The 19,768-nt window shown below is 69.7% G+C and carries 19 protein-coding genes; 2 read left to right on the forward strand and 17 right to left on the reverse strand.

Annotation, left to right across the window (positions count from 1 at the left end; genetic code table 11):
• Position 1 precedes the first annotated feature (1 nt).
• Complete coding sequence (locus CI089_RS11500; RefSeq protein ID WP_094261695.1) at positions 2–958, reverse strand: LysR family transcriptional regulator; 957 nt, start codon at positions 956–958, stop codon at positions 2–4.
• A gap of 80 nt (positions 959–1,038) precedes the next feature.
• On the opposite strand from CI089_RS11500, the gene CI089_RS11505 reads away from it, so the two are divergent.
• Entirely contained in the window at positions 1,039–2,088 is a 1,050-nt protein-coding gene (locus CI089_RS11505) for an aminotransferase class V-fold PLP-dependent enzyme (RefSeq protein ID WP_094261696.1), read from the forward strand.
• A 29-nt stretch (positions 2,089–2,117) separates the two neighbouring features.
• On the opposite strand, the gene CI089_RS16450 is transcribed toward CI089_RS11505, so the two are convergent.
• The 6 genes from CI089_RS16450 to CI089_RS11530 all read right to left on the reverse strand — a co-directional run bounded on the left by CI089_RS16450 (position 2,118) and on the right by CI089_RS11530 (position 8,190).
• Positions 2,118–2,294 (reverse strand): hypothetical protein, encoded by a 177-nt coding sequence (locus tag CI089_RS16450; RefSeq protein WP_179223316.1) that lies wholly within the window; start codon positions 2,292–2,294, stop codon positions 2,118–2,120.
• Positions 2,295–2,355: 61 nt separating this feature from the next.
• On the reverse strand, positions 2,356–3,645 hold the full coding sequence (locus CI089_RS11510; protein ID WP_256977859.1) for an MFS transporter: 1,290 nt from the start codon (positions 3,643–3,645) through the stop codon (positions 2,356–2,358).
• Positions 3,638–4,402 carry a fumarylacetoacetate hydrolase family protein gene (locus CI089_RS11515; RefSeq protein WP_094261698.1) on the reverse strand — a complete coding sequence of 255 codons (765 nt, stop codon included), beginning with the start codon at positions 4,400–4,402 and terminating at the stop codon, positions 3,638–3,640. The genes CI089_RS11510 and CI089_RS11515 overlap by 8 nt, the downstream gene beginning before the upstream one ends.
• Position 4,403: 1 nt before the next feature.
• Positions 4,404–5,510 carry a branched-chain amino acid aminotransferase gene (locus CI089_RS11520; protein WP_094261699.1) on the reverse strand — a complete coding sequence of 369 codons (1,107 nt, stop codon included), beginning with the start codon at positions 5,508–5,510 and terminating at the stop codon, positions 4,404–4,406.
• Positions 5,511–5,551: 41 nt separating this feature from the next.
• Entirely contained in the window at positions 5,552–6,604 is a 1,053-nt protein-coding gene (locus tag CI089_RS11525; RefSeq protein ID WP_094261700.1) for a 3-isopropylmalate dehydrogenase, read from the reverse strand.
• A gap of 38 nt (positions 6,605–6,642) precedes the next feature.
• Positions 6,643–8,190 (reverse strand): MFS transporter, encoded by a 1,548-nt coding sequence (locus CI089_RS11530; RefSeq protein WP_094261701.1) that lies wholly within the window; start codon positions 8,188–8,190, stop codon positions 6,643–6,645.
• A gap of 63 nt (positions 8,191–8,253) precedes the next feature.
• Between CI089_RS11530 and CI089_RS11535 the strand changes: the two genes are divergently transcribed.
• Complete coding sequence (locus tag CI089_RS11535; protein ID WP_179223317.1) at positions 8,254–8,799, forward strand: TetR/AcrR family transcriptional regulator; 546 nt, start codon at positions 8,254–8,256, stop codon at positions 8,797–8,799.
• Between the two features lie 42 nt (positions 8,800–8,841).
• Here the strand turns inward: CI089_RS11535 and serA are convergent, their stop codons facing one another.
• The 10 genes from serA to CI089_RS11585 form a co-directional block, all read right to left on the reverse strand.
• Entirely contained in the window at positions 8,842–10,446 is a 1,605-nt protein-coding gene (gene serA / locus CI089_RS11540) for a phosphoglycerate dehydrogenase (RefSeq protein WP_094261703.1), read from the reverse strand.
• A gap of 130 nt (positions 10,447–10,576) precedes the next feature.
• Positions 10,577–10,900, reverse strand: a complete 324-nt coding sequence (locus tag CI089_RS11545) for a hypothetical protein (protein ID WP_094261704.1) — start codon at positions 10,898–10,900, stop codon at positions 10,577–10,579.
• Between the two features lie 5 nt (positions 10,901–10,905).
• Complete coding sequence (locus CI089_RS11550) at positions 10,906–11,379, reverse strand: hypothetical protein (RefSeq protein ID WP_094262466.1); 474 nt, start codon at positions 11,377–11,379, stop codon at positions 10,906–10,908.
• A 59-nt stretch (positions 11,380–11,438) separates the two neighbouring features.
• Positions 11,439–12,155, reverse strand: coding sequence for a hypothetical protein (locus CI089_RS11555; protein ID WP_094261705.1), 717 nt, complete (start codon positions 12,153–12,155; stop codon positions 11,439–11,441).
• Positions 12,156–12,295: 140 nt separating this feature from the next.
• The gene (gene ilvC, locus CI089_RS11560) at positions 12,296–13,321 is read right to left on the reverse strand and encodes a ketol-acid reductoisomerase (RefSeq protein WP_023951072.1); all 1,026 of its coding nucleotides are present in this window, start codon (positions 13,319–13,321) and stop codon (positions 12,296–12,298) included.
• A gap of 36 nt (positions 13,322–13,357) precedes the next feature.
• The gene (gene ilvN / locus CI089_RS11565) at positions 13,358–13,867 is read right to left on the reverse strand and encodes an acetolactate synthase small subunit (RefSeq protein WP_023951074.1); all 510 of its coding nucleotides are present in this window, start codon (positions 13,865–13,867) and stop codon (positions 13,358–13,360) included.
• Position 13,868: 1 nt separating this feature from the next.
• Positions 13,869–15,671, reverse strand: coding sequence for an acetolactate synthase large subunit (locus tag CI089_RS11570; RefSeq protein ID WP_094261706.1), 1,803 nt, complete (start codon positions 15,669–15,671; stop codon positions 13,869–13,871).
• 46 nt (positions 15,672–15,717) lie between these two features.
• Complete coding sequence (ilvD, locus tag CI089_RS11575) at positions 15,718–17,424, reverse strand: dihydroxy-acid dehydratase (protein WP_094261707.1); 1,707 nt, start codon at positions 17,422–17,424, stop codon at positions 15,718–15,720.
• A 29-nt stretch (positions 17,425–17,453) separates the two neighbouring features.
• Entirely contained in the window at positions 17,454–18,245 is a 792-nt protein-coding gene (gene otsB / locus CI089_RS11580; protein ID WP_256977874.1) for a trehalose-phosphatase, read from the reverse strand.
• On the reverse strand, positions 18,242–19,723 hold the full coding sequence (locus CI089_RS11585; protein ID WP_094261708.1) for an alpha,alpha-trehalose-phosphate synthase (UDP-forming): 1,482 nt from the start codon (positions 19,721–19,723) through the stop codon (positions 18,242–18,244). Before CI089_RS11585 ends, otsB begins: the two co-directional genes overlap by 4 nt.
• Between the last annotated feature and the right edge of the window lie 45 nt (positions 19,724–19,768).

Consider the following 19,768-nt stretch of genomic DNA (forward strand, 5'->3'; position numbering starts at 1 on the left):
CTTAGTTCTCGTGAGCGTCGCCGCCGGTGAGCTCCGCGACGACGGCCCGCAGGTGCCCCAGGACCGATGCCACCGCAGGAACCCGCCCCGCACCGCCCGCGGACACCGCGTGGATGGCGCGGCGTTCGCTCGCGGGAAGCGGGCGCGTCACCACCCCGGGGAGGACGGGGAACGACGCGACCGCGAGCCCGGGGAGGGTCGCGACACCGATTCCCTGTGCGACCAGCTGCTCGACCGCGACGAAGTTGTCGGTCTCGAAGCGGATCGCGGGGACGAACCCGGCTCGGCCGCACACCTCGAGCAGATGGCCGCGGCAACGGGGACACCCCGCGATCCAGGCCTCGTGCGCCAGCGGCGCGATCTCGATGGCGCCGGAGCCGCGGGCGGCCGGGTGCTCGGCCGGCAGCACCGCCAGCAGGTCGTCGTACCCGATGACCTCGGTGTCGAGTCCTCGGACGTTCTCACCGTGCGGGTCGCTCCGATCACCCGGGTAACCGAACGTCAGAGCGATGTCGGCCCGGTCCGCCCGCACATCGGCGATCGCCTCGGGCGGCTCCGCCTCGACGTACGTCAGGGTCAGCCCCGGCTCCGCCAGGGCGAGCCGGTCCATCAGCCGCGGCAGCACCGTCGGCGAAGCGGAGGGGAAGCCGACCATGCGCACGGTCCCCGACCGCAATCCGGCGAGCTCGGCCAGTTCACCCGAGGCCGCCTCGATGACCGTCGCGACCGCCGCCGCGTGCCGGGCGATCACGCGGCCTGCCTCCGTCAGCCGCATCCGTCGGCCGACCCGCTCGACGACCGGCACGCCGAGGCGCTGTTCCAGCCGCTTGATCTGCTGGCTCACGGCCGGCTGGCTATAGCCAAGGGCCGTCGCCGCCGCCGTGATGGAGCCCCCGTCGGCGACGGCGCGCACGACGCGCAACTCGGTGACGTCGAGGCGGTAGTCCGGAGCGCTCATGCCGACAGATAACTAGACGTGATGCTTTGCATGCAAATCCTGCCGTAGACCAATAGGTCAGGATCACGCAGCCTGGATGCATGCAGACGACGACTCTCACGCCCGAGGCGCTCCAGGCCGCATTCACCGGGTCTCGCGGCTACCTCGCCGCCTGCAGCACGGGTCTGCCGACCGCCGCGACGCGCGCGGCGGTCATCGCCGACCTCGACGTCCGACCCGATCTCGTTCATTACGCGGACGTGGCCGAACGTTGCCGTGCCCACTTCGCCCGATTGGTGTCCACCGTCCCCGACCGTGTGACCATCGGGTCGCAGACGTCGGTCCTGGTCGGACTGATCGCGGCTTCCCTCCCCGATGGTGCGACCGTGCTGTGCCCCGAGGGCGAGTTCTCCTCGCTCGTTCTCCCGTTCGCGCACGCCGGGCGCGGCATCCGGGTTCGCGCCGTCCCGCTCGCCGACATCGCCGGCGCGATCACTCCCGACGTCGACCTCGTCGCATTCTCGATCGTGCAATCGGCCACGGGAGAGGTCGCCGACGCGGCGGCGATCGTCGCGGCAGCGCGGCGGCACGACGCCCGCACACTCTGCGACGCGACGCAGGCCGCGGGTTGGCTCCCCCTGGACGCCGAGCAGTTCGACGCTCTCGTCTGTCACACGTACAAGTGGCTGTGCGCGCCCCGCGGCGTCGCCTTCCTCGCGCTCTCCGACGGTTTCGCGGCGACGCTCACACCTCTGCATGCCGGGTGGTACGCCGGCGAAGACCCCTGGGCTGCGTGCTACGGGACCGACGCGACCCTCGCCCGCTCCGCCCGACGCTTTGACGTGTCACCCGCCTGGCAGGCGATGGTGGGGGCGGAACCGGCCCTGGCGATGTTCGCGGATGCCGACCCTGCGGCCCTGCACGCGCGGGTGACCGGTCTCGCCTCGGACTTCCGCACGCGGCTCGGACTGCCCGAGCCGCTGCGCGCGAGCCCCATCGTCACGTGGCCCGACCCCGCGGGTGCGGATCTCGCACGTCTGACGGCCGCCGGGGTGGCGGCATCCGGTCGGCGCGGCAATGCGCGCGTCGCCTTCCACGTCTTCAACGACGAGGCCGACGTCGAGTTGGCTGCGAACGCCCTCCTCGCCTGATCAGCTGAAGAGAGCGACGGGTTCGTGCGTCAGGCGGTCAGCGCCCAGCCGCTCGCCCCGATCGCGTCGGCGATGTGGGAATCGCCCGCGAAATCGATGCCGTCGGTGAAGAAGCTGATGATCACCAGCGCGAACATCAGCGCGATGGAGAGGAAGAGGATCGCGCTCGAGACGAGGGCGATGATCAGCTGTGCGCGGTGACTCATGACTCCACGGTGCCAGCCTTCCGCGCCCGAGCAAAATGCTTGCCGCTGAGTGCCCCGGCAGCTAGAGCTCGACCGGGTCGGTGGCGGCGTCAGCCGAGCGCGTCGATCGGGCCGCGCGAAGGCCGCCGATCACCACGACGGCGACGACAGCGAGAGCGCACACAGCCAACCCCGCGAAGCCGATCAGGCCCAGCACTCCCCCGGCAACGGCAGCCCCCGCGGCCCCGACGACGTTCATGATGGCGTCGCTGCGCCCCTGACGCACCGTCCGTCGCTCCGGCGACGACGCCTCGGTGAGCAGCGCCGATCCCGCCACAGTGGCGCCGCTCCAGCCGAGGCCGAGCAGGATCAGCGAGACGGTGATAGCGAACGCCGAGTCGGCTCCCATCGCGGCGACGACGAGCGCGACGGCGAGCAGAGCCTGACCGAGCAGGATCGTCGCCACGCGCCCGAGGCGGTCGGCGAGGATGCCGAAGACAGGTGACAGCGCGTACATGCCGGCGATGTGCAGGCTGATGGTGAGCCCGACGACCGAGAGCTCCGCACCGTGATGGACGAGATGCAGGGGCGTCATCGCCATGACGGACACCATGACCCCGTGCGACCCGGCGATGGCGAGCATGGCGTAACGGGCGGCACGGGGCCGATCGGCACGCGCCCGGCGCGCCGCCGACACCTCGGATCCCCCCGCGCTCGACGCACGCGCGAGCAATAGCGGGTCGGGCCGCAGAGCGACGAGGTACAGGGCGATGGCCAGCAGCTGCGCGACCGCCGTGAACAGGTACGGCCCGGTCAGGGGAGGCATCCCCACCACGTCGCCGAGCGCCTCGCCGGCGCCGATCAGGTTCGGACCGAGCACAGCGCCGATGGTCGTCGCCCACACGACGATCGAGAGGTCGCGCCCGCGCGTGAGATCGGTCGCGAGATCGGTGGCGGCGAACCGGGACTGCAGATTCGCGGCCTGGCCCGCTCCGATCAACGCGAACGCGACCAGCAGCACGGGGAACAGCCCGGAAGCTGTGCCGACGACGACGAGGACCACCCCGACGAGAGCCAGCAGCATGCCGAAGGCCAGTGCCGGTCGGCGCCCCGCCCGCGACGCGAAGGAGGCCAACGGCATCGCGAGCAGCGCGGCGCCGAGGGTCACCGCCGCGGTCGGAAGACCCGCGAGCGCTTCGTCGCCCGTGAGCCGCTCGGTGATGACCGCACCGAGCGAGATCGTCGAGCCGAAACCGATGCCGCCGAGCACCTGACCGAGCGAGAGCACGACCAGGGCACGCCGGCGGACGGCGTCACGCGCGCCGACCTCGGCGGGCGTGGTCGGAAGCGGCATGCTCTCCCGGTCAGGCATCCCGGACGATGTTGCGCAGCATGCCGAGACCGTCGATCTCGACCTCCACGACGTCGCCGGCGACGAGCGGGCCGACGCCGGCGGGAGTGCCCGTCAGGATGACGTCGCCCGGCAGCAGCGTGAACGCTGCGGATGCGTAGGCGATGAGATCGGCGATGCCGTGGACCATGTCGGTCAGCGGAGCGCGCTGCTTCTCGTCGCCGTTGACACGCGCTACGAGCTGTGCCTGGGCCGGGTCGAACTCGGTCTCGATCGCCGGCCCGAGTGGGCAGAACGTGTCGAAGCCCTTCGCGCGGGTCCATTGCCCGTCGCTGCGCTGCAGATCGCGCGCGGTGACGTCGTTGGCGATCGAGTAGCCGAAGACGTGGCTCAGCGCGTCGTCGGCTGAGACGTTGCGGGTGACCTTGCCGATGACGACAGCCAGCTCTCCCTCGAAATCGACCTGCTGCGACTGGGCCGGGCGGACGATGGCGTCACCGGGACCGATCACCGAGGTGTTCGGCTTGAAGAACAGCAGCGGCTCGGCCGGGACCTCGTTGCCGAACTCGGCGGCGTGCTCGCGGTAGTTGCGGCCGACGGCGATGATCTTCGATCGCGGGATGACCGGAGCGAGCAGCACGGCGTCGCTGAGCGCCACGCGCTCGCCCGTCGTGTCGTAGCCCGCGTACATCGGGTCGCCCGCGAGCGTCACCAGGTCGGTGCCGTCGAGGATGCCGTAGCGGATGGCCTCGTTGTGCGAGAAACGTACGATCTTCATCTCAGCCGTCCAAACGCACGAGCCAGCCGTGCTTGTCTTCGCGACGTCCGTACTGGATGTCGGTGAGCTCCTCGCGCAGCGACAGGGCGAGCTCGCCGACGGGCTGCTCGTCGAAGAAGTCGCGGCCCTTGAGAACACCGATGGGGGTCACGACGGCAGCCGTACCGCAGGCGAAGACCTCGACGATGTCACCGGATGCCACACCCCGGCGCCATTCGTCGAGCGAGACGGCGCGCCCCTCGACCTTGTGCCCGCGGTCACGCGCGAGCTGGAGGATCGAGTCTCGGGTGATGCCCTCGAGGATCGAGTCGGACTGCGGCGTGACGATCGTGCCGTCCTTATAGACGAACACGACGTTCATGCCGCCGAGCTCCTCGACGTTGCGGTCCTGATCGAGGAAGACCACCTGGTCGCACTCGTTCTCGTACGCCTCCGCCTGCGGCAGAAGGCTCGACGCGTAGTTGCCACCGGTCTTGGCCGCGCCCGTGCCGCCCTTGCCTGCGCGCGCGTAGTCCTCGCTGAGCCAGATCGACACCGGCTTCACGCCGCCGGTGAAGTACGCACCCGCCGGGCTCGCGATGAGGTAGTAAGCGACCTTGTTCGCGGGGCGCACACCGAGGAACGCCTCCTTCGCGAACATGAACGGACGCAGGTAGAGCGACTGGTCGGCGCCCGAGGGGACCCAGTCCCCGTCGACCGCGATGAGCTCGCGGAGCGACTGGACGAACCACTCGACCGGCAGCTCGGGCAGCGCGAGGCGGCGCGCGGACCGCTGCAGGCGTCGGCCGTTCTGGTCGGGTCGGAAGGTGTGCACCGACCCGTCCGCGTGACGATAGGCCTTGATGCCCTCGAAGATCTCCTGGCCGTAGTGCAGCACGGCAGCCGCCGGATCGAGGCTGATGGGTCCGTAGGGCTGGACGCGCGGACGGTGCCAGCCGCCGCGGACCGACCAGCAGATGTCGACCATGTGGTCGGTGAAGTGCGTTCCGAAGCCGGGGTTCGCGAGGATCTCCTCGCGACGGGCGGCCGGGGCCGCGGCGAGGTTCCGGGTGACGGTGAACTCGAGGGGTTCGAGTCCGGCGTCGGGATCGTTTTCGAGGAGGGTCATCTGTCTTCCAAGCGAATGTCGGGCGGCGGGCGGATTCCAGGCTACGCCTGGAGGCGAGCCGCGATCGCGTCGCCGATCTGCGTCGTGGTGCGGGGCTCCGAGCTGCGGTCGGCGATGTCGGCCTCGACGGCGCGGGTGACGCGTCGGGCGGCGTCCGTGAGCCCGAGGTGATCGAGCAGCAGCGAGACGGAGAGGATCGCGGCCGTGGGGTCGGCCTTCTGCTGGCCCGCGATGTCGGGCGCCGATCCGTGAACGGGCTCGAACATCGAGGGGAACGCGCCGTCGGGGTTGATGTTCCCCGAAGCGGCGAGGCCGATGCCTCCGGTGACGGCGCCGGCCAAGTCGGTCAGGATGTCGCCGAAGAGGTTGTCGGTGACGATCACATCGAAGCGGCCCGGGTTCGTGACCAGGAAGATCGTCGCCGCGTCGACGTGGAGATAGTCTACGGCGACGTCGGGGTGCTCAGCGGCCACCTCGTCCACGATGCGCTTCCAGATGCCGCCCGCGTGCACGAGCACGTTCGTCTTGTGCACCAGCGTCAGCTTCTGCCGCCGGCGCTCGGCCAGATCGAACGCGTAGCGCACGACGCGCTCCACACCGAAGGCGGTGTTGACCGAGGTCTCGTTGGCCACCTCGTGCGGGGTGCCGCGGCGGATGCTGCCGCCGTTGCCGACGTACGGTCCCTCGGTGCCTTCCCGCACCACGACGAAGTCGATGTCGCCGGGCTCCGCGAGGGGACCGGGAACGCTCGGGTACAGCTTGGACGGACGGAGATTGACGTAGTGGTCGAGCTCGAAACGGAGCTTCAGCAGGAGCCCGCGCTCGATGTTGGCGTCACGCAGCCGCGGATCGCCCGGCACACCCCCGACCGCGCCGAGGAGGATCGCGTCGTGGCCTGCGATCGCCCGCAGGTCATCGTCGGTGAGGGTGTCGCCGGTCTCGAGGTACCGGGCGGCACCGAGCGAGAAGCGCGTCCTGTCGATGACGACATCGGTTCCCGCTACCGCCGCGTCGAGCACCTTCTCGGCCTCGGCGACGACCTCGGGGCCGATTCCGTCGCCCGGAATCACGGCAAGTTTCACGACGCGCGACATCGCTCTCCTCGTTCTCGGCGGCGCGGCGCGCCGAGCGCTCAGTGCTCGGCGGGCCGCGAGTGGGATCCCTTCAGCGTAGTGGCCGCGATGATGCCCGCGCAGACGACCAGCACGGCGCCGATCGTCGCCGTCACGCCGACGCCGGAGTCGAAGGCGTGCGCCGCGGCGTCCAGCAGCTGACGTCCGACGGAGTCGGGCAGGTCCTGTGCGACGTTGACCGCGCCCGCGAGGGTCTCTCGCGCCTCGTCGGCCGCTTCGGCGGGAACACCTTCGGGCACGGCCATGCCGAGCCGGTACATCGCCGTCAGGATGCCGCCGAGCACGGCCGTTCCGAGGACTGCGCCCACTTCATAGGCGGTCTCCGAGACCGCGCTCGCCGCGCCGGCCTTGGCGGGAGGAGCGCTCGCGAGCACGAGCTCGTTCGAGACCGTCTCCGCCGCCCCGATGCCCATGCCCAGCAGGGCGAAGGCAAGCACGAGCTCGATCATGCTGTCGGGCTCGGTGAGAAGAGCGATCATGACGTAACCGGCGGCCGAGAGCGTCAGAGCCGCGGGGACGACGATGCGAGGCGACACCCGGCGGGAGATGGGCACGACTCCCAGGCCCGCGACGATCATCATGGCCAGACCGGGCACGAGCGCGAGCCCCGCCTGCAGCGGCGACAGGCCGACGATGAGCTGCAGGTGCTGCGTGACGAAGTACAGGAAGCCCACGAGCGCGACGACGCTCAGCAGGTTGACCAGCAGCGCGCCGCTGAAGGTGCCGCGCGAGAACAGCCGCATGTCGAGCATCGGCTCGCTCGCCCGCAACTGACGACGCACGAAGAGCCAGCCGAACACCACACCGATCGCGAACAGCGCCGGCGGCATGACACCCCACCCCTTCACGGCGAAGTCCTTGATCGCGTAGACGATCGGCACCATCGTCAGCATCGACAGAGCGATGCTGATCGGGTCGATGCGGCCCGGTCGCGGATCGCGGCTCTCGGGCACGAGGAAGGGTGCCAGCACGAGAAGCGGTACCAGGACGGGCACCGCCATGAGGAACACGGACCCCCAGCTGAAGTGCTCGAGCAGGAGGCCACCCACGATCGGGCCGAGAGCCGCGCCGGCCGAGAACATGGATGCCCAGACCGCGATGGCGAGCCGTCGCTGATCGCGGTCGGTGAAGATGCTGCGCAGCAACGAGAGCGTCGAAGGCATCAGCATGGCACCGAACACGCCCATTGCGGCACGAGCGGCGATCAGGAGTTCGGCGCTCGGGGCGAAGGCCGCCAGCGCCGAGACGGTCGCGAACCCGGTGGCGCCGATCAGCAGCATCCGACGACGGCCGAACCGGTCTCCGAGCGACCCCATGGTCACGAGCAGGCCCGCGAGAATGAGCGGATACACGTCGATGATCCAGAGCTGCTGGGCGCTCGTCGGACTCAGCGCGCGAGCGATCTCGGGCAGCGCGAAGCTGAGCACCGTGTTGTCCACCGACACGAGCAGAACCGGCAGCATGAGCACGCCGAGTGCCGCCCACCCCTGCCAGCCGACGCGCCGGCCCTGTCCGTCTGCGATTGCGATCTCTTCTGTCAACGTCATTAGTTCACCGTCCAGCCGGTATAGTAACAGGACCGAACGCCGAAACGCGAGAGGATCGAAGACATGAGTCGTCCCCCACGTGCACGCGAGAGCGTGCTCGACGCGTACGAGAACCTTTTGATATCCGACGGCGCACGCGGCGCCACGATGGATGCCGTCGCCGCAGCAGCCGGTGTCTCCAAGGGAGGATTGCTCTACCACTACGCCTCGAAGGAGGCGCTCGAGACGGCCCTGCTGGATCGGATGATGGAGCTCGCCCGCCTCGATGTCGATGACATGGCGCAGCACCCCGAGGGCATCGTCGCCGCCTACCTGCGGACCTCCGTCATGGAGGACAGCGCCCTCGATCGCGCGCTCCTCGCCGGATCGCGACTCGCGCAGAGCGGGCACCCCGCCGCGAGCGCGGCGCTCCGCGACGTCCGGACTCTCTGGGAGGAGGCGCTGCGCGGTCACACTCGTGACGAGACGGCGCTGCAGCTCGTTCTGCTCGTGGGCGACGGCCTCTACTTCAACAACGCCCTCGGCGCGGGGGCGGTCGTCGGCCCCCTCCCCCAGGGCGAGGACTTCGACGCGCTCATCCGGCTCGTCCTCGGCGTCGCACAGCGATGACGATGCCCGGGGCGAAAGCACCCCGGGCACCGTTCCGCATCGTCAGACCTCGGTCAGCTCGATCTGGCGGAACAGATCGGCGGCCACGGCCTCGCGCATCTCGTCGAGCAGGTGGTCGGGCACCGGCGAGTCGACCGTCAGCACCGAGAGGGCCCGGCCGGACGCATCGGGCCGCGCGACCTGCAGGCCCGCGATGTTGATGCCCGCCTCCCCCAGCTTCTGGCCGTAGATGGCGACGATGCCCGGGCGGTCGGCGTATCGCATCACGACGTGATGGCGCTCGATCGGCACCTCGACCTCGTAACCGTTGATCCCGACGACCTTGGGCACCATGCGCGTTCCGGCGAGCGTGCCCTCGACAGTCAGGACCGAGCCGTCGGAGAGCGTGCCGCGCAGGATCGTGATGTTGCGGTACAGCGGGCTGTCGGACTCGACGATGAGACGCGTCTCGATGCCGCGCTGCTCCGCGAAGAGCGGAGCGTTCACGTACGAGACGTTCTCGCTGACGATGTTGGTGAAGATCCCCTTCAGCGCCGCGAGCCGGTAGACGCTGACGTCGTAGTCCGCCAGTTCGCCGCGGACCTCGATGTCGAGGCTCGTGAGCGCGCTGGGCGCGAGGCCGGTGAAGATCTGACCGAGCTGCTCGACCAGGGCGATACCGGGGCGGACGAACGGGTCGATGACGCCACCGGCGACATTGACGGCATCGGGCACCAGATCGCCCTCGAGAGCCAGCTTGACCGACTTCGCCACCGAGACTCCGGCCTTCTCCTGCGCCTCGTCCGTCGAGGCGCCGAGGTGGGGCGTGACGATGACGTTGGGCAGCGAGAGGAGGGGGAACGCAGTGCCGTCCTCCTTCGGGGGCTCGGTCGTGAACACGTCCAGACCGGCGCCCGCGATCTCTCCGGTCGTGAGCGCGGTGTACAGCGCCTCCTCATCGATCAGCCCGCCGCGAGCGACGTTGACCACGTAGGCCGACTTCTTCATGCGCGCGAACTGCTCCGCACCGATCATGCCGGTCGTCTCGGGGGTCTTGGGCATGTGGATCGTGACGAAGTCGCTCTGCGCGAGCAGTTCGTCGAGGCTCAGCAGCGTCACACCGAGCTGCTGCGCCCGGGTGGGCGTGACGTACGGGTCGTACGCGACGACGCTGACGCCGAAAGCCTGCAGCCGTGCGGCGATCAGCGCGCCGATGCGGCCGAGGCCGATGATGCCCACTGTCTTCTCGAACAGCTCGGTGCCGGTGAACGACGAGCGCTTCCAGGCGCCGGCTGCGAGGGACGCGTGAGCCGCGGGGATGTGACGCGCGAGGCTCAGGATGTGCCCGACGGTCAGTTCGGCCGCCGAGATGATGTTGGAGGTCGGGGCGTTGACGACCATGACGCCGGCGGCCGTCGCGGCCTTGATGTCGACGTTGTCGAGTCCGACGCCGGCACGCGCGATGACCTTGAGCGACGGCGCGGCGGCGATCGCTTCGGCATCCATCTTGGTCGCCGACCGGATCAGCACGGCATGCGCGTCGGCGAGGGCCGGGAGCAGCGCGGCGCGGTCGGCGCCGTCGACCGATCGGATCTCGAAATCAGGACCGAGGGCATCGATCGTTGCGGGCGAGAGTTCTTCGGCGATGAGCACGACGGGCTGGGGCACGGACGATCCTCTGGAGCATGCGCAGGAGCGCGGAACGGGTGGTCGCCACGACAGCCGACGGCGGTGCGGCGGGTCGTCTCAGCCTAGCGCGGCGCCGACGACACCCACGACCGTGTGACGTCGTGCGGACTCAGACGGCGCCGGAGGTCAGAGCGAACGACAGCACGTTCAGAAAGAACACCGCCGCGAGTCCGAGTCCCGCGAGAAGGATCAGCGCGAACGCGCCCGGGCGCCGGCGCCACCCGAGCGCGAATGCTCCTGCGAAGATCAGGATCGGCAGCACCACGGCGGCGATCACCGCGACCCACCCGACCGCGGTTCGAGCCGGCGACGGGGTGACCAGCAGTGGGACCGCGGCCCAGACCGCGTATGCGTAGAAGAGGCCGAAGGCACCGGCGACGGTGGCCACCTGCCATACCGCGGGCGTTCGACGGGCTTCTTGCGTGTCGCTCATCGCAGTCAACTCCCCGCTCCAAGGGTCGCGAACGGCCAGGGCACGAGCAGCAGCGCCCCCGCGACGAGCCAGGCGAACCGGATCCAGGCGCGCGCTCCCCGGGTGAGCACGTACGTCGCGATGAACCAGATGGCGGGCGCGGCGACGGCCAGCACGAGGACGGGAACCGAGACGGCGGCGTCGATCCCGAGCAGACCGCTGAGGTTGTGGACGCGGATGCCGCCCACGAACCAGCCGACCGAGTACAGCAGGTAGATGCCGCCGAGAACTCCCAGCGAGATCAGCGCGGCATTGCTCAAGCCCTCGGGCGGAGCCTCAGCCGAGACCTCGCCCGGCACGTCGGTCTCTGCGTCGACCGGCTCGTCGCGCTGGCGCCGCGCGGACCCGGGCCCTGCCACGGGAGCCGGCGCAGGCGCGGACACGAGGGTCGGGTCGTCGTCTCCGGCCCAGCTCAGGGCGTCGTCATCGCGGCTCGTCACCTCCTCAGAGTAGCGCCCGGCCACCGGCGAACGGGAGGCACGAGCGCGCTCGGACGAGGTCAGCGACCGATCTGGCGACCGCCACGCAGGACGAGCACGGCGACGGCGGCACCGGCGACGGCCAGGGCGCCGCCCCACGGGGCCCAGACGGCGGGTCGCGCGAGCTCGGCACCCGAACCGTCGTGCAGCGAGCCGACGCGGACGGCATCGGTTCGTCCCGTGGGGTCCTCCGCGGGAACCGACGCGCCGAGTTGGGCCGATCCCCCGACGTCGGGCCCGCCGTCGACATGGACGACATCGCTCGGCTCGGGCGTCGGCGAGGCCGGGGCGGCGTTGCGAGCCGTCAGGCGCAGCAGAGCGCCGAGGCGAACGGCGGTCGGTGCGCGCAGCTCGATGCCCGCGTCACCTTCGACGCGCGGCGGGACCGGTGCCGGCGGCACCGGAACGGGAGGAGAGGGCTCTGGCGTCGGCTGGCTCGGCGACGGGCTGGAGCTGGGCGACGGCGTGGGCTGCCCGTCGGTGGGCGAGGGGTCGGGCGTCGGCTCGGGAGACGGCGTGCCGCTCTCCCCCGGCGCCGGGCTCACGACATCCTCGTTCGTCTCGCCGTCCTCTGGTTCCGTCGGCAGGACCGGAGTGTCCGACCGCGGAACGATCTCGACCTCGTCGGCCGAGACCGACCAGGCGGATGGCGCGGTGATCGCCCCCGCGATCACAGAAGCTGCGACGCACACCGCCCCCAGGCGCGCGCGAGCGAACTGCTTCTTACGGACGGGCATGCATCCATCGTAAAAGGTCGGGGCGGTGCAAGCACGCCGAAAGCCCGGCCCCTGATGGGGACCGGGCTTCCGTGGCACGAGGCCGGGCTCGACGGGGTGCCGCCGAGGGTCGCGGAGCGGACGGAGCCGTCCGTCACGGGTCAGCGCGCGGCGCTGCCCTCGATGTAGTCGCTGTCCTGCTGCTTCCAGGCGAAGAGGCCGCGCAGCTCCTTGCCGGTCGCCTCGATGGGGTGACCCTGCTCCTTCTCGCGGAGGCCGAGGAACTCGGTGGCGCCGTTGTCCTGGTCGGCGATGAAGCGCTGCGCGAACGCACCCGACTGGATGTCGGCGAGCACGGCCTTCATGTTCTCCTTGACCTCGGGCGAGATGACGCGGGGGCCCGAGACGTAGTCGCCGTACTCGGCGGTGTCGGAGATCGACCAGCGCTGCTTGGCGATGCCGCCCTCCCACATGAGGTCGACGATGAGCTTGAGCTCGTGGAGCACCTCGAAGTAGGCGATCTGGGGCTGGTAGCCGGCCTCGATGAGCGTCTCGAAGCCGTACTGCACGAGGTGGCTCATGCCACCGCAGAGCACGGCCTGCTCGCCGAAGAGGTCGGTCTCGGTCTCTTCGGTGAACGTGGTCTTGATGACCCCGGCGCGGGTGCCGCCGATGGCCTTCGCGTACGACAGTGCGGTGTCCCAGGCCGAGCCGGAGGCGTCGCGCTCGACCGCGATGATGTCGGGGATGCCACGGCCGGCGACGAACTCGCGGCGCACGGTGTGGCCCGGAGCCTTCGGAGCGACGAGGATGACGTCGACACCCTCGGGAGCGTCGATGTAGCCGAAGCGGATGTTGAAGCCGTGTGCGAACGCCAGGGTCTTGCCCGCCGTCAGCTTGTCCTTGATGGAGTCGGCGTAGATCGAGCGCTGGTGCTGGTCCGGCGCCAGGATCATGATGAGATCAGCCCACTCCGCGGCATCCGCGACGTTCTTGACCTCGAAGCCCTCGTCCTGCGCCTTCGCGGCCGACTTCGAGCCGTCCTTGAGCGCGATGACGACCTCGACGCCGGAGTCGCGGAGGTTCTGGGCGTGAGCGTGCCCCTGCGAGCCGTAGCCGACGATCGCCACCTTCTTGCCCTGGATGATCGACAGGTCGGCGTGGTCGTCGTAGAAGATCTCGGCCATGTTCGTGTGTTTCTCCTTGATTCGTGGTTCGGAAGGTCAGCCGCGCAGGACGCGTTCGGTGATGCTCTTGCCGCCGCGCCCGATGGCGAGCAGACCCGACTGGGCGAGCTCCTTGATACCGAAGGGCTCGAAGGCGCGGAGGATCGCGTCGATCTTGCCGCGGTCTCCGGTCACCTCGACGACCAGGGCATCGGGTGCGTAGTCGACGATCGACGCCCGGAACAGGTTCGCGACCTCGATGACGTTGGAACGGGTCTGATTGTCGGCCCGCACCTTGATGAGGATGTGCTCGCGCTGCACCGACGACGAGAAGTCCAGTTCGACGATCTTGATGACGTTGACGAGCTTGTTCAGCTGCTTCGTCACCTGCTCGAGCGGGAGCTCCTCGACGTCGACGACGACGGTGATGCGCGAGAGACCCGGCACCTCCGTGACGCCGACCGCGAGCGACTCGATGTTGAAACCGCGTCGGGCGAACAGCCCGGCGACGCGGGTCAGCAGACCCGGCTTGTCCTCCACCAGGAGGCTCAGCACGTGGCGCGACATCTCAGGCCTCCTCGTCGAATGCGGGCGCGTGCTCGCGGGCGTACTGGATGTAGCTGTTGCTGACACCCTGCGGGACCATCGGCCACACCATCGCGTCGGCGCTCACGACGAAATCGATGACGACGGGGCGGTCGTTCGTCTCGAGTGCGAGCTTGATGGCGTCGTCGATCTGGTCCTCGGTCTCGACCCGGATGGCGAGACAGCCGTACGCCTCGCCGAGCTTGACGAAATCGGGGATGCGCGCCGTGCCGTGCCCGGTGTTCAGGTCGGTGTTCGAGTGGCGACCGTCGAAGAAGAGCGTCTGCCACTGGCGCACCATGCCGAGCGACGAGTTGTTGATGATGGCGACCTTGATCGGGATCTGGTTGATGACGCAGGTCGCCAGCTCCTGGTTGGTCATCTGGAAGCAGCCGTCACCGTCGATCGCCCAGACCACACGGTCGGGCTGGGCGACCTTCGCTCCCATGGCCGCGGGGACCGCGTAGCCCATGGTGCCGGCCCCGCCGGAGTTGAGCCACGAGTTGGGGCGCTCGTACTTGATGAACTGCGCGGCCCACATCTGGTGCTGGCCGACGCCGGAGGCGTACACGCCCTCGGGACCGGTGAGCTCGCCGATCCGCTGGATCACGTGCTGCGGCGACAGCAGCCCGTCGGTCGTCGGGGCGTAGCCGAGCGGGAACTCCTCGCGCAGCCCGTCGAGGTAGGCCCACCATTCGGTCGTGTCGGGCTTGCCGTCACCGATCACGCCGCGGAAGGCCGACTCGAGGTCGACCAGCACGTCGCGCACATCGCCCACGATCGGGACGTCGGCGAAGCGGATCTTCGAGATCTCGGCCGGATCGATGTCGACGTGCACGACCTTGGCGTGCGGCGCGAACAACGACGCCTTGCCGGTGACACGGTCGTCGAAGCGCGCACCGAGGGCGACGATCAGATCGGACTCCTGCAGCGCGAGCACCGCGGGCACCGTGCCGTGCATGCCCGGCATGCCGAGGTGCTGCGGGTGCGAGTCGGGGAACGCGCCGCGCGCCATGAGGGTGGTGACGACCGGTGCGCCCGTCGCCTCGGCGAGGGTCAGCAGCTCGTCCGAGGCACGCCCGCGGATGACGCCGCCGCCGACGTAGAGGACGGGCTTCTGCGACTCGGCCAGCAGCTGCGCGGCGGCCTGGATCTGCTTGCCGTGCGCCTTGGTCACCGGACGGTAGCCCGGCAGGTCGACCTTCGGCGGCCACACGAACGGCGCGGTGTTCTGCTGGGCGTCCTTCGTGATGTCGACGAGCACGGGGCCGGGGCGACCGGTGCCGGCGATCTCGAAGGCCGCGGCGATGGCGCCCGGGATCTCCTCGGCGGTCTTGACCAGGAAGGAGTGCTTCGTGATCGGCATCGTGATGCCGACGATGTCGGCCTCCTGGAAGGCATCCGTTCCCATCAGGGTCGAGAACACCTGGCCCGTGATGCACACGAGCGGGACGGAGTCCATGTACGCGTCGGCGATCGCCGTCACGAGGTTCGTCGCGCCGGGACCCGAGGTCGCGATGGCGACTCCGACTCGGCCGGATGCCGCGGCATAGCCCTCGGCGGCGTGGCCGGCGCCCTGCTCGTGCCGGACGAGGATGTGGCGCACCGCCTCATCGTCCATGAGCGGGTCGTAGACGGGCATGATCGCGCCGCCCGGAAGCCCGAAGACCTCGGTGACGCCGAGGTTGTCGAGCGAGCGGACGACGGCCTCCGCTCCCGTGATCACGGGTGCCGAGGGCGTGCGGGACGGCGGCCGGGGAATGGCCGCGGAGATGTCGGTGGACATGGTGATGAACCTCGCTGGAGAAGAGGAGACGATGTCGGAGCCGAAGTCAGCCGGTGGTCGCGCCCTCCGCGGCGGAGCGCACGAGCTTGGAGTACTTGGCCAGAACGCCACGGGTATAGCGCGGGGGAAGAGGAGCCCAGCCGTCACGGCGGGCGTTCAGCTCAGCCTCGTCGACGAGTAGGTCGAGGGAGCGAGCCGCGATATCGACCCGTATCAGATCACCATCGCGCACGAATGCGATGGGACCTGCGTCCACCGCTTCGGGTGCTATGTGGCCGATGCACAGGCCGGTTGTGCCGCCTGAGAATCGTCCGTCCGTCAAGAGTAGTACATCTTTCCCGAGGCCGGCGCCCTTGATGGCGGCCGTGATGGCGAGCATCTCGCGCATGCCGGGTCCGCCCTTCGGCCCCTCGTAGCGGATGACGATGACCGAGCCCGGCTCGATCTCGCCGTTCGCGACGGCATCCATCGCCGCCCGCTCGCGCTCGAACACGCGGGCGGGCCCTTCGAACATGGCCGCGTCGAATCCGGCGGTCTTGACGACGGCGCCCTCGGGGGCGAGCGATCCGTGCAGGATCGTGATGCCGCCGCTGGCGTGGATCGGGTTGTCGAACGTGTGGATCACCTTGCCGTCGATGGGCTCCGGGTCGAGGTCGCGGAGGTTCTCGGCCAGCGTCTTGCCCGTCACCGTCAGCGCGTCGCCGTGCAGCAGCCCCTCATCGAGCATCGCCTTCATGACGACGGGGATGCCGCCGTGGCGGTCGACGTCGTTCATGACGTACTGGCCGAACGGCTTCATGTCCGCGACGTGCGGCGTCTTGTCGCCGATGCGGTTGAAGTCGTGCAGGCTCAGGTCGACTTCGGCCTCGCGGGCGATCGCGAGGAGGTGCAGGACGGCGTTCGTCGAGCCGCCGAGCGCCATGACGAGGGCGATCGCGTTCTCGAACGCCTCCTTCGTCAGGATGTCCTTCGTCGTGATGCCCTGGCGCAGGAGGTTGACGACGGCCTCGCCGGAGCGGTGGGCGTAGTAGTCGCGGCGACGGTCGGCCGACGGCGGCGCGGCCGACCCCGGCAGGCTCAGGCCCAGGGCCTCACCGACGGAGGCCATCGTGTTGGCGGTGTACATCCCGCCGCACGCCCCCTCACCGGGAACGATGGCGCATTCGATGCGCTTGAGGTCGGCCTCGCTCATCTTGCCGGCGCGGCACGCGCCGACGCCCTCGAACGAGTCGATGATCGTGACGTCCTTCTCAGTGCCGTCGCTGAGCTTGACCCAGCCGGGCATCGTCGATCCGGCGTAGAGGAAGACGCTCGAGAGGCCGAGACGCGCGCTCGCCATCATCATGCCCGGGATCGACTTGTCGCAGCCGGCGAGCAGCACGGTGCCATCGAGCCGCTCGGCCATGATGACGGCCTCCACGGAGTCGGCGATCACCTCGCGCGAGACGAGCGAGAAGTGCATGCCCTCGTGGCCCATCGAGATACCGTCCGAGACGGAGATGGTGCCGAACTGCAGCGGGTAGCCGCCGCCGGAGTGCACGCCTTCTTTGGCGCCCTGCGCGAGCCGGTCGAGGCTCAGGTTGCAGGGAGTGATCTCGTTCCAGCTCGAGGCGATGCCGATCTGGGGCTTGTCCCAGTCCTCATCCCCCATGCCGACGGCACGGAGCATGCCTCGGGAGGTCGTGGCTTCGATGCCGTCGGTGACGGCACGACTGCGGGGCTTGATGTCGATGGTCTCGGAGCTGTCGGGCATTCTCGAATTGTATGCCCGCGGGCCGAGGCTCATTCTCCGGCGCGCGCCTCGGCGAGCCGGCCGAGCAGCTCCGCGAGCGCGGCGGCATCCGGCACCCGATACTGGGCGACGCTCTCTCCCCCGCCCACCCGGATGCCGACGTCGCCGGCACCGAGCGATCGCAATGCGTCCTCATCGGTGACATCGTCGCCCGCGAAGACGACCACGTCGGCACCGACCCGCTCACGGAGTCTGCGCACCGCCGAGTCCTTGCCCTCGTGACGCGACGCGAACTCGAGGATGTCCTGGCCGGTGCGCCGACGCCACGTCGGGGCTTCCGTGCGGACGAGCGCGTCGATACGAGCTGCTGCGTCCGCCGCGCTCGCCCGGTCGGCGAGGCGCGTGTGGAGACCGAATCCGAACCGCTTGTGCTCGATCCACGCGCCCGCGATGCCCTCGACCATCTGCTCCGCCTGCGCCGTCAGGGCATCGCGGAGTGCGGCATCGTCATCGGATTCGGAATCGGCTTCGGCGCCCGGATGCCAGAACTCGGCGCCGTGCGAACCGGCGAGATGGATCCGCGAATCGGGATCGCGCTCGGAGATCTCCGCCAGGTGCTCGAGCGTTCGCCCCGATACGAGCGCGACCGTCGTGTCGGGTTCCTGCGCGAGCCGCGTGAGCGCCTCGCGCGCCGCGGGCAGCATCCGGGCCGACATGGGCTCGTCGACCAGCGGCGCGAGCGTGCCGTCGAAATCGAGGGCGACGAGCAGGTGGCGCGCGTGCGCAGCCCGCGTGACGGCGGCCGTGAGCGCGTCGGGGGATGTCATCTCCTCGCCGGTCACGCGCTCGCCTCCGCTTCCGTCGCGGCGGTGGAGACCGCCCGAGCCGACGCCGCGCTGTCCGTCATCCCGTTGCGCTCGGCTGCTGCCGCCAGAGCGTCCAGGAACGAGCGGGACCAGTCATCCACGTCGTGCTCGCGGACGCGCTTGCGGAGAGCCCGCATGCGCCTCCCCTGCTCGGCCGCGGGCATCTCGATCGCCCGCACGATGGCGTCCTTCATGCCGTCGATGTCGTGCGGATTGATGCGCACGGCGCTCGCGAGCTCGTCCGCAGCGCCGGCGAACTCGCTCAGCACGAGGACACCGCGGTTGTCGATGCGGCTCGCGACATACTCCTTCGCGACGAGGTTCATGCCGTCGCGAAGGGCGGTGACGAGCATGACGTCGGCCGCGAGATAGAGAGCGACCATCTCCTCGCGCGGGAAGGCCTGGTGCATGTAGCGGATCGCGCTGTGACCCCACGTGTCGTGATCGCCGTTGATACGCGCGACCGTGAGCTCGATCTCGTCGCGCAACTGGACATACGACTCGACGCGCTCGCGGCTCGGGCTGGCGACCTGCACGAGCGTCGCATCCTCGACCGAGACGCGCCCGTCTTCGATGAGCTCGCCGAACGCCTTCAGCCGGTGCCGGATTCCCTTGGTGTAGTCGAGACGGTCGACCCCGAGCAGCACCGTCTTCGGGTTGCCGAGGTCTTCGCGGATCTCCGCCGCGCGCGCCTGGATGTCGGGGCGCTGAGCGAGCTCGATGTAGTCATCTGTCGAGATCGAGATCGGGAAGGCCTTCGCAAGAGCCGTGCGGTGCCCGCCGCCCTCCGCCGGGACGCGGATGCCGCTGGCCTTGGTCTCGTACCGCAGCTGGCGCCGCACGGCGCGGGCGAAGTTGCCGGCATCGGCGACCCGCTGGAAGCCGATCACGTCGGCGCCGAGCAGCCCCTCCAGCACCTGCTTGCGCCACGGAAGCTGCGAGTACAGCCCGTACGCCGGGAACGGGATGTGGTGGAAGTAGCCGATCGTGAGGTCGGGACGCATATCGCGCAGCATCTTCGGCACGAGCTGAAGCTGGTAGTCCTGCACCCACACGGTGCCGCCGTCCGCCGCGACAGCCGCCGCCGCTTCGGCGAAGCGGCGATTGACACGCTGGTAGGCCTCCCACCAGTTGCGTCGGTACCGCGGGGCCGCGATCACGTCGTGGTAGAGCGGCCAGATCGTGTCGTTGGAGAAGCCCTCGTAGTAGTCCTCGACGTCAGCGGCGCTGAGCGCGACGGGAACAAGGTGCATGCCGTCGAAGTCGAACGGTTCGAACGTGAGGTCGGGCTTACCGGGCCAGCCGACCCAAGCACCCTCGGTGCGTCGCATGACGGGCTCGAGGGCGGTGACGAGCCCTCCGGGCGAACGGCGCCATTCCCCGTCCCCACCACCATCCGTGTTCCGGTCAACCGGAAGCCGGTTGGCGACGACGACGAAATCAGCGGTGCTCATGCATGCCTCCAGGCTGCGATCGGCGGTGATGCCAGCCTACCCGCG

This window comes from Microbacterium sp. Yaish 1 (assembly GCF_002245215.1).
Taxonomy (GTDB): domain Bacteria; phylum Actinomycetota; class Actinomycetes; order Actinomycetales; family Microbacteriaceae; genus Microbacterium.

What these genes read in the sequence shown, in the direction of transcription:
- CI089_RS11500 (WP_094261695.1), bottom strand. Translation starts at nt 958, where the DNA reads ATGAGCGCTCCGGACTACCGCCTCGACGTCACCGAGTTGCGCGTCGTG.
- CI089_RS11505 (WP_094261696.1), top strand. Translation starts at nt 1,039, where the DNA reads ATGCAGACGACGACTCTCACGCCCGAGGCGCTCCAGGCCGCATTCACC.
- CI089_RS16450 (WP_179223316.1), bottom strand. Translation starts at nt 2,294, where the DNA reads ATGAGTCACCGCGCACAGCTGATCATCGCCCTCGTCTCGAGCGCGATC.
- CI089_RS11510 (WP_256977859.1), bottom strand. Translation starts at nt 3,645, where the DNA reads ATGCCTGACCGGGAGAGCATGCCGCTTCCGACCACGCCCGCCGAGGTC.
- CI089_RS11515 (WP_094261698.1), bottom strand. Translation starts at nt 4,402, where the DNA reads ATGAAGATCGTACGTTTCTCGCACAACGAGGCCATCCGCTACGGCATC.
- CI089_RS11520 (WP_094261699.1), bottom strand. Translation starts at nt 5,510, where the DNA reads ATGACCCTCCTCGAAAACGATCCCGACGCCGGACTCGAACCCCTCGAG.
- CI089_RS11525 (WP_094261700.1), bottom strand. Translation starts at nt 6,604, where the DNA reads ATGTCGCGCGTCGTGAAACTTGCCGTGATTCCGGGCGACGGAATCGGC.
- CI089_RS11530 (WP_094261701.1), bottom strand. Translation starts at nt 8,190, where the DNA reads ATGACGTTGACAGAAGAGATCGCAATCGCAGACGGACAGGGCCGGCGC.
- CI089_RS11535 (WP_179223317.1), top strand. Translation starts at nt 8,254, where the DNA reads ATGAGTCGTCCCCCACGTGCACGCGAGAGCGTGCTCGACGCGTACGAG.
- CI089_RS11545 (WP_094261704.1), bottom strand. Translation starts at nt 10,900, where the DNA reads ATGAGCGACACGCAAGAAGCCCGTCGAACGCCCGCGGTATGGCAGGTG.
- CI089_RS11555 (WP_094261705.1), bottom strand. Translation starts at nt 12,155, where the DNA reads ATGCCCGTCCGTAAGAAGCAGTTCGCTCGCGCGCGCCTGGGGGCGGTG.
- ilvC (WP_023951072.1), bottom strand. Translation starts at nt 13,321, where the DNA reads ATGGCCGAGATCTTCTACGACGACCACGCCGACCTGTCGATCATCCAG.
- ilvN (WP_023951074.1), bottom strand. Translation starts at nt 13,867, where the DNA reads ATGTCGCGCCACGTGCTGAGCCTCCTGGTGGAGGACAAGCCGGGTCTG.
- CI089_RS11570 (WP_094261706.1), bottom strand. Translation starts at nt 15,671, where the DNA reads ATGTCCACCGACATCTCCGCGGCCATTCCCCGGCCGCCGTCCCGCACG.
- ilvD (WP_094261707.1), bottom strand. Translation starts at nt 17,424, where the DNA reads ATGCCCGACAGCTCCGAGACCATCGACATCAAGCCCCGCAGTCGTGCC.
- CI089_RS11585 (WP_094261708.1), bottom strand. Translation starts at nt 19,723, where the DNA reads ATGAGCACCGCTGATTTCGTCGTCGTCGCCAACCGGCTTCCGGTTGAC.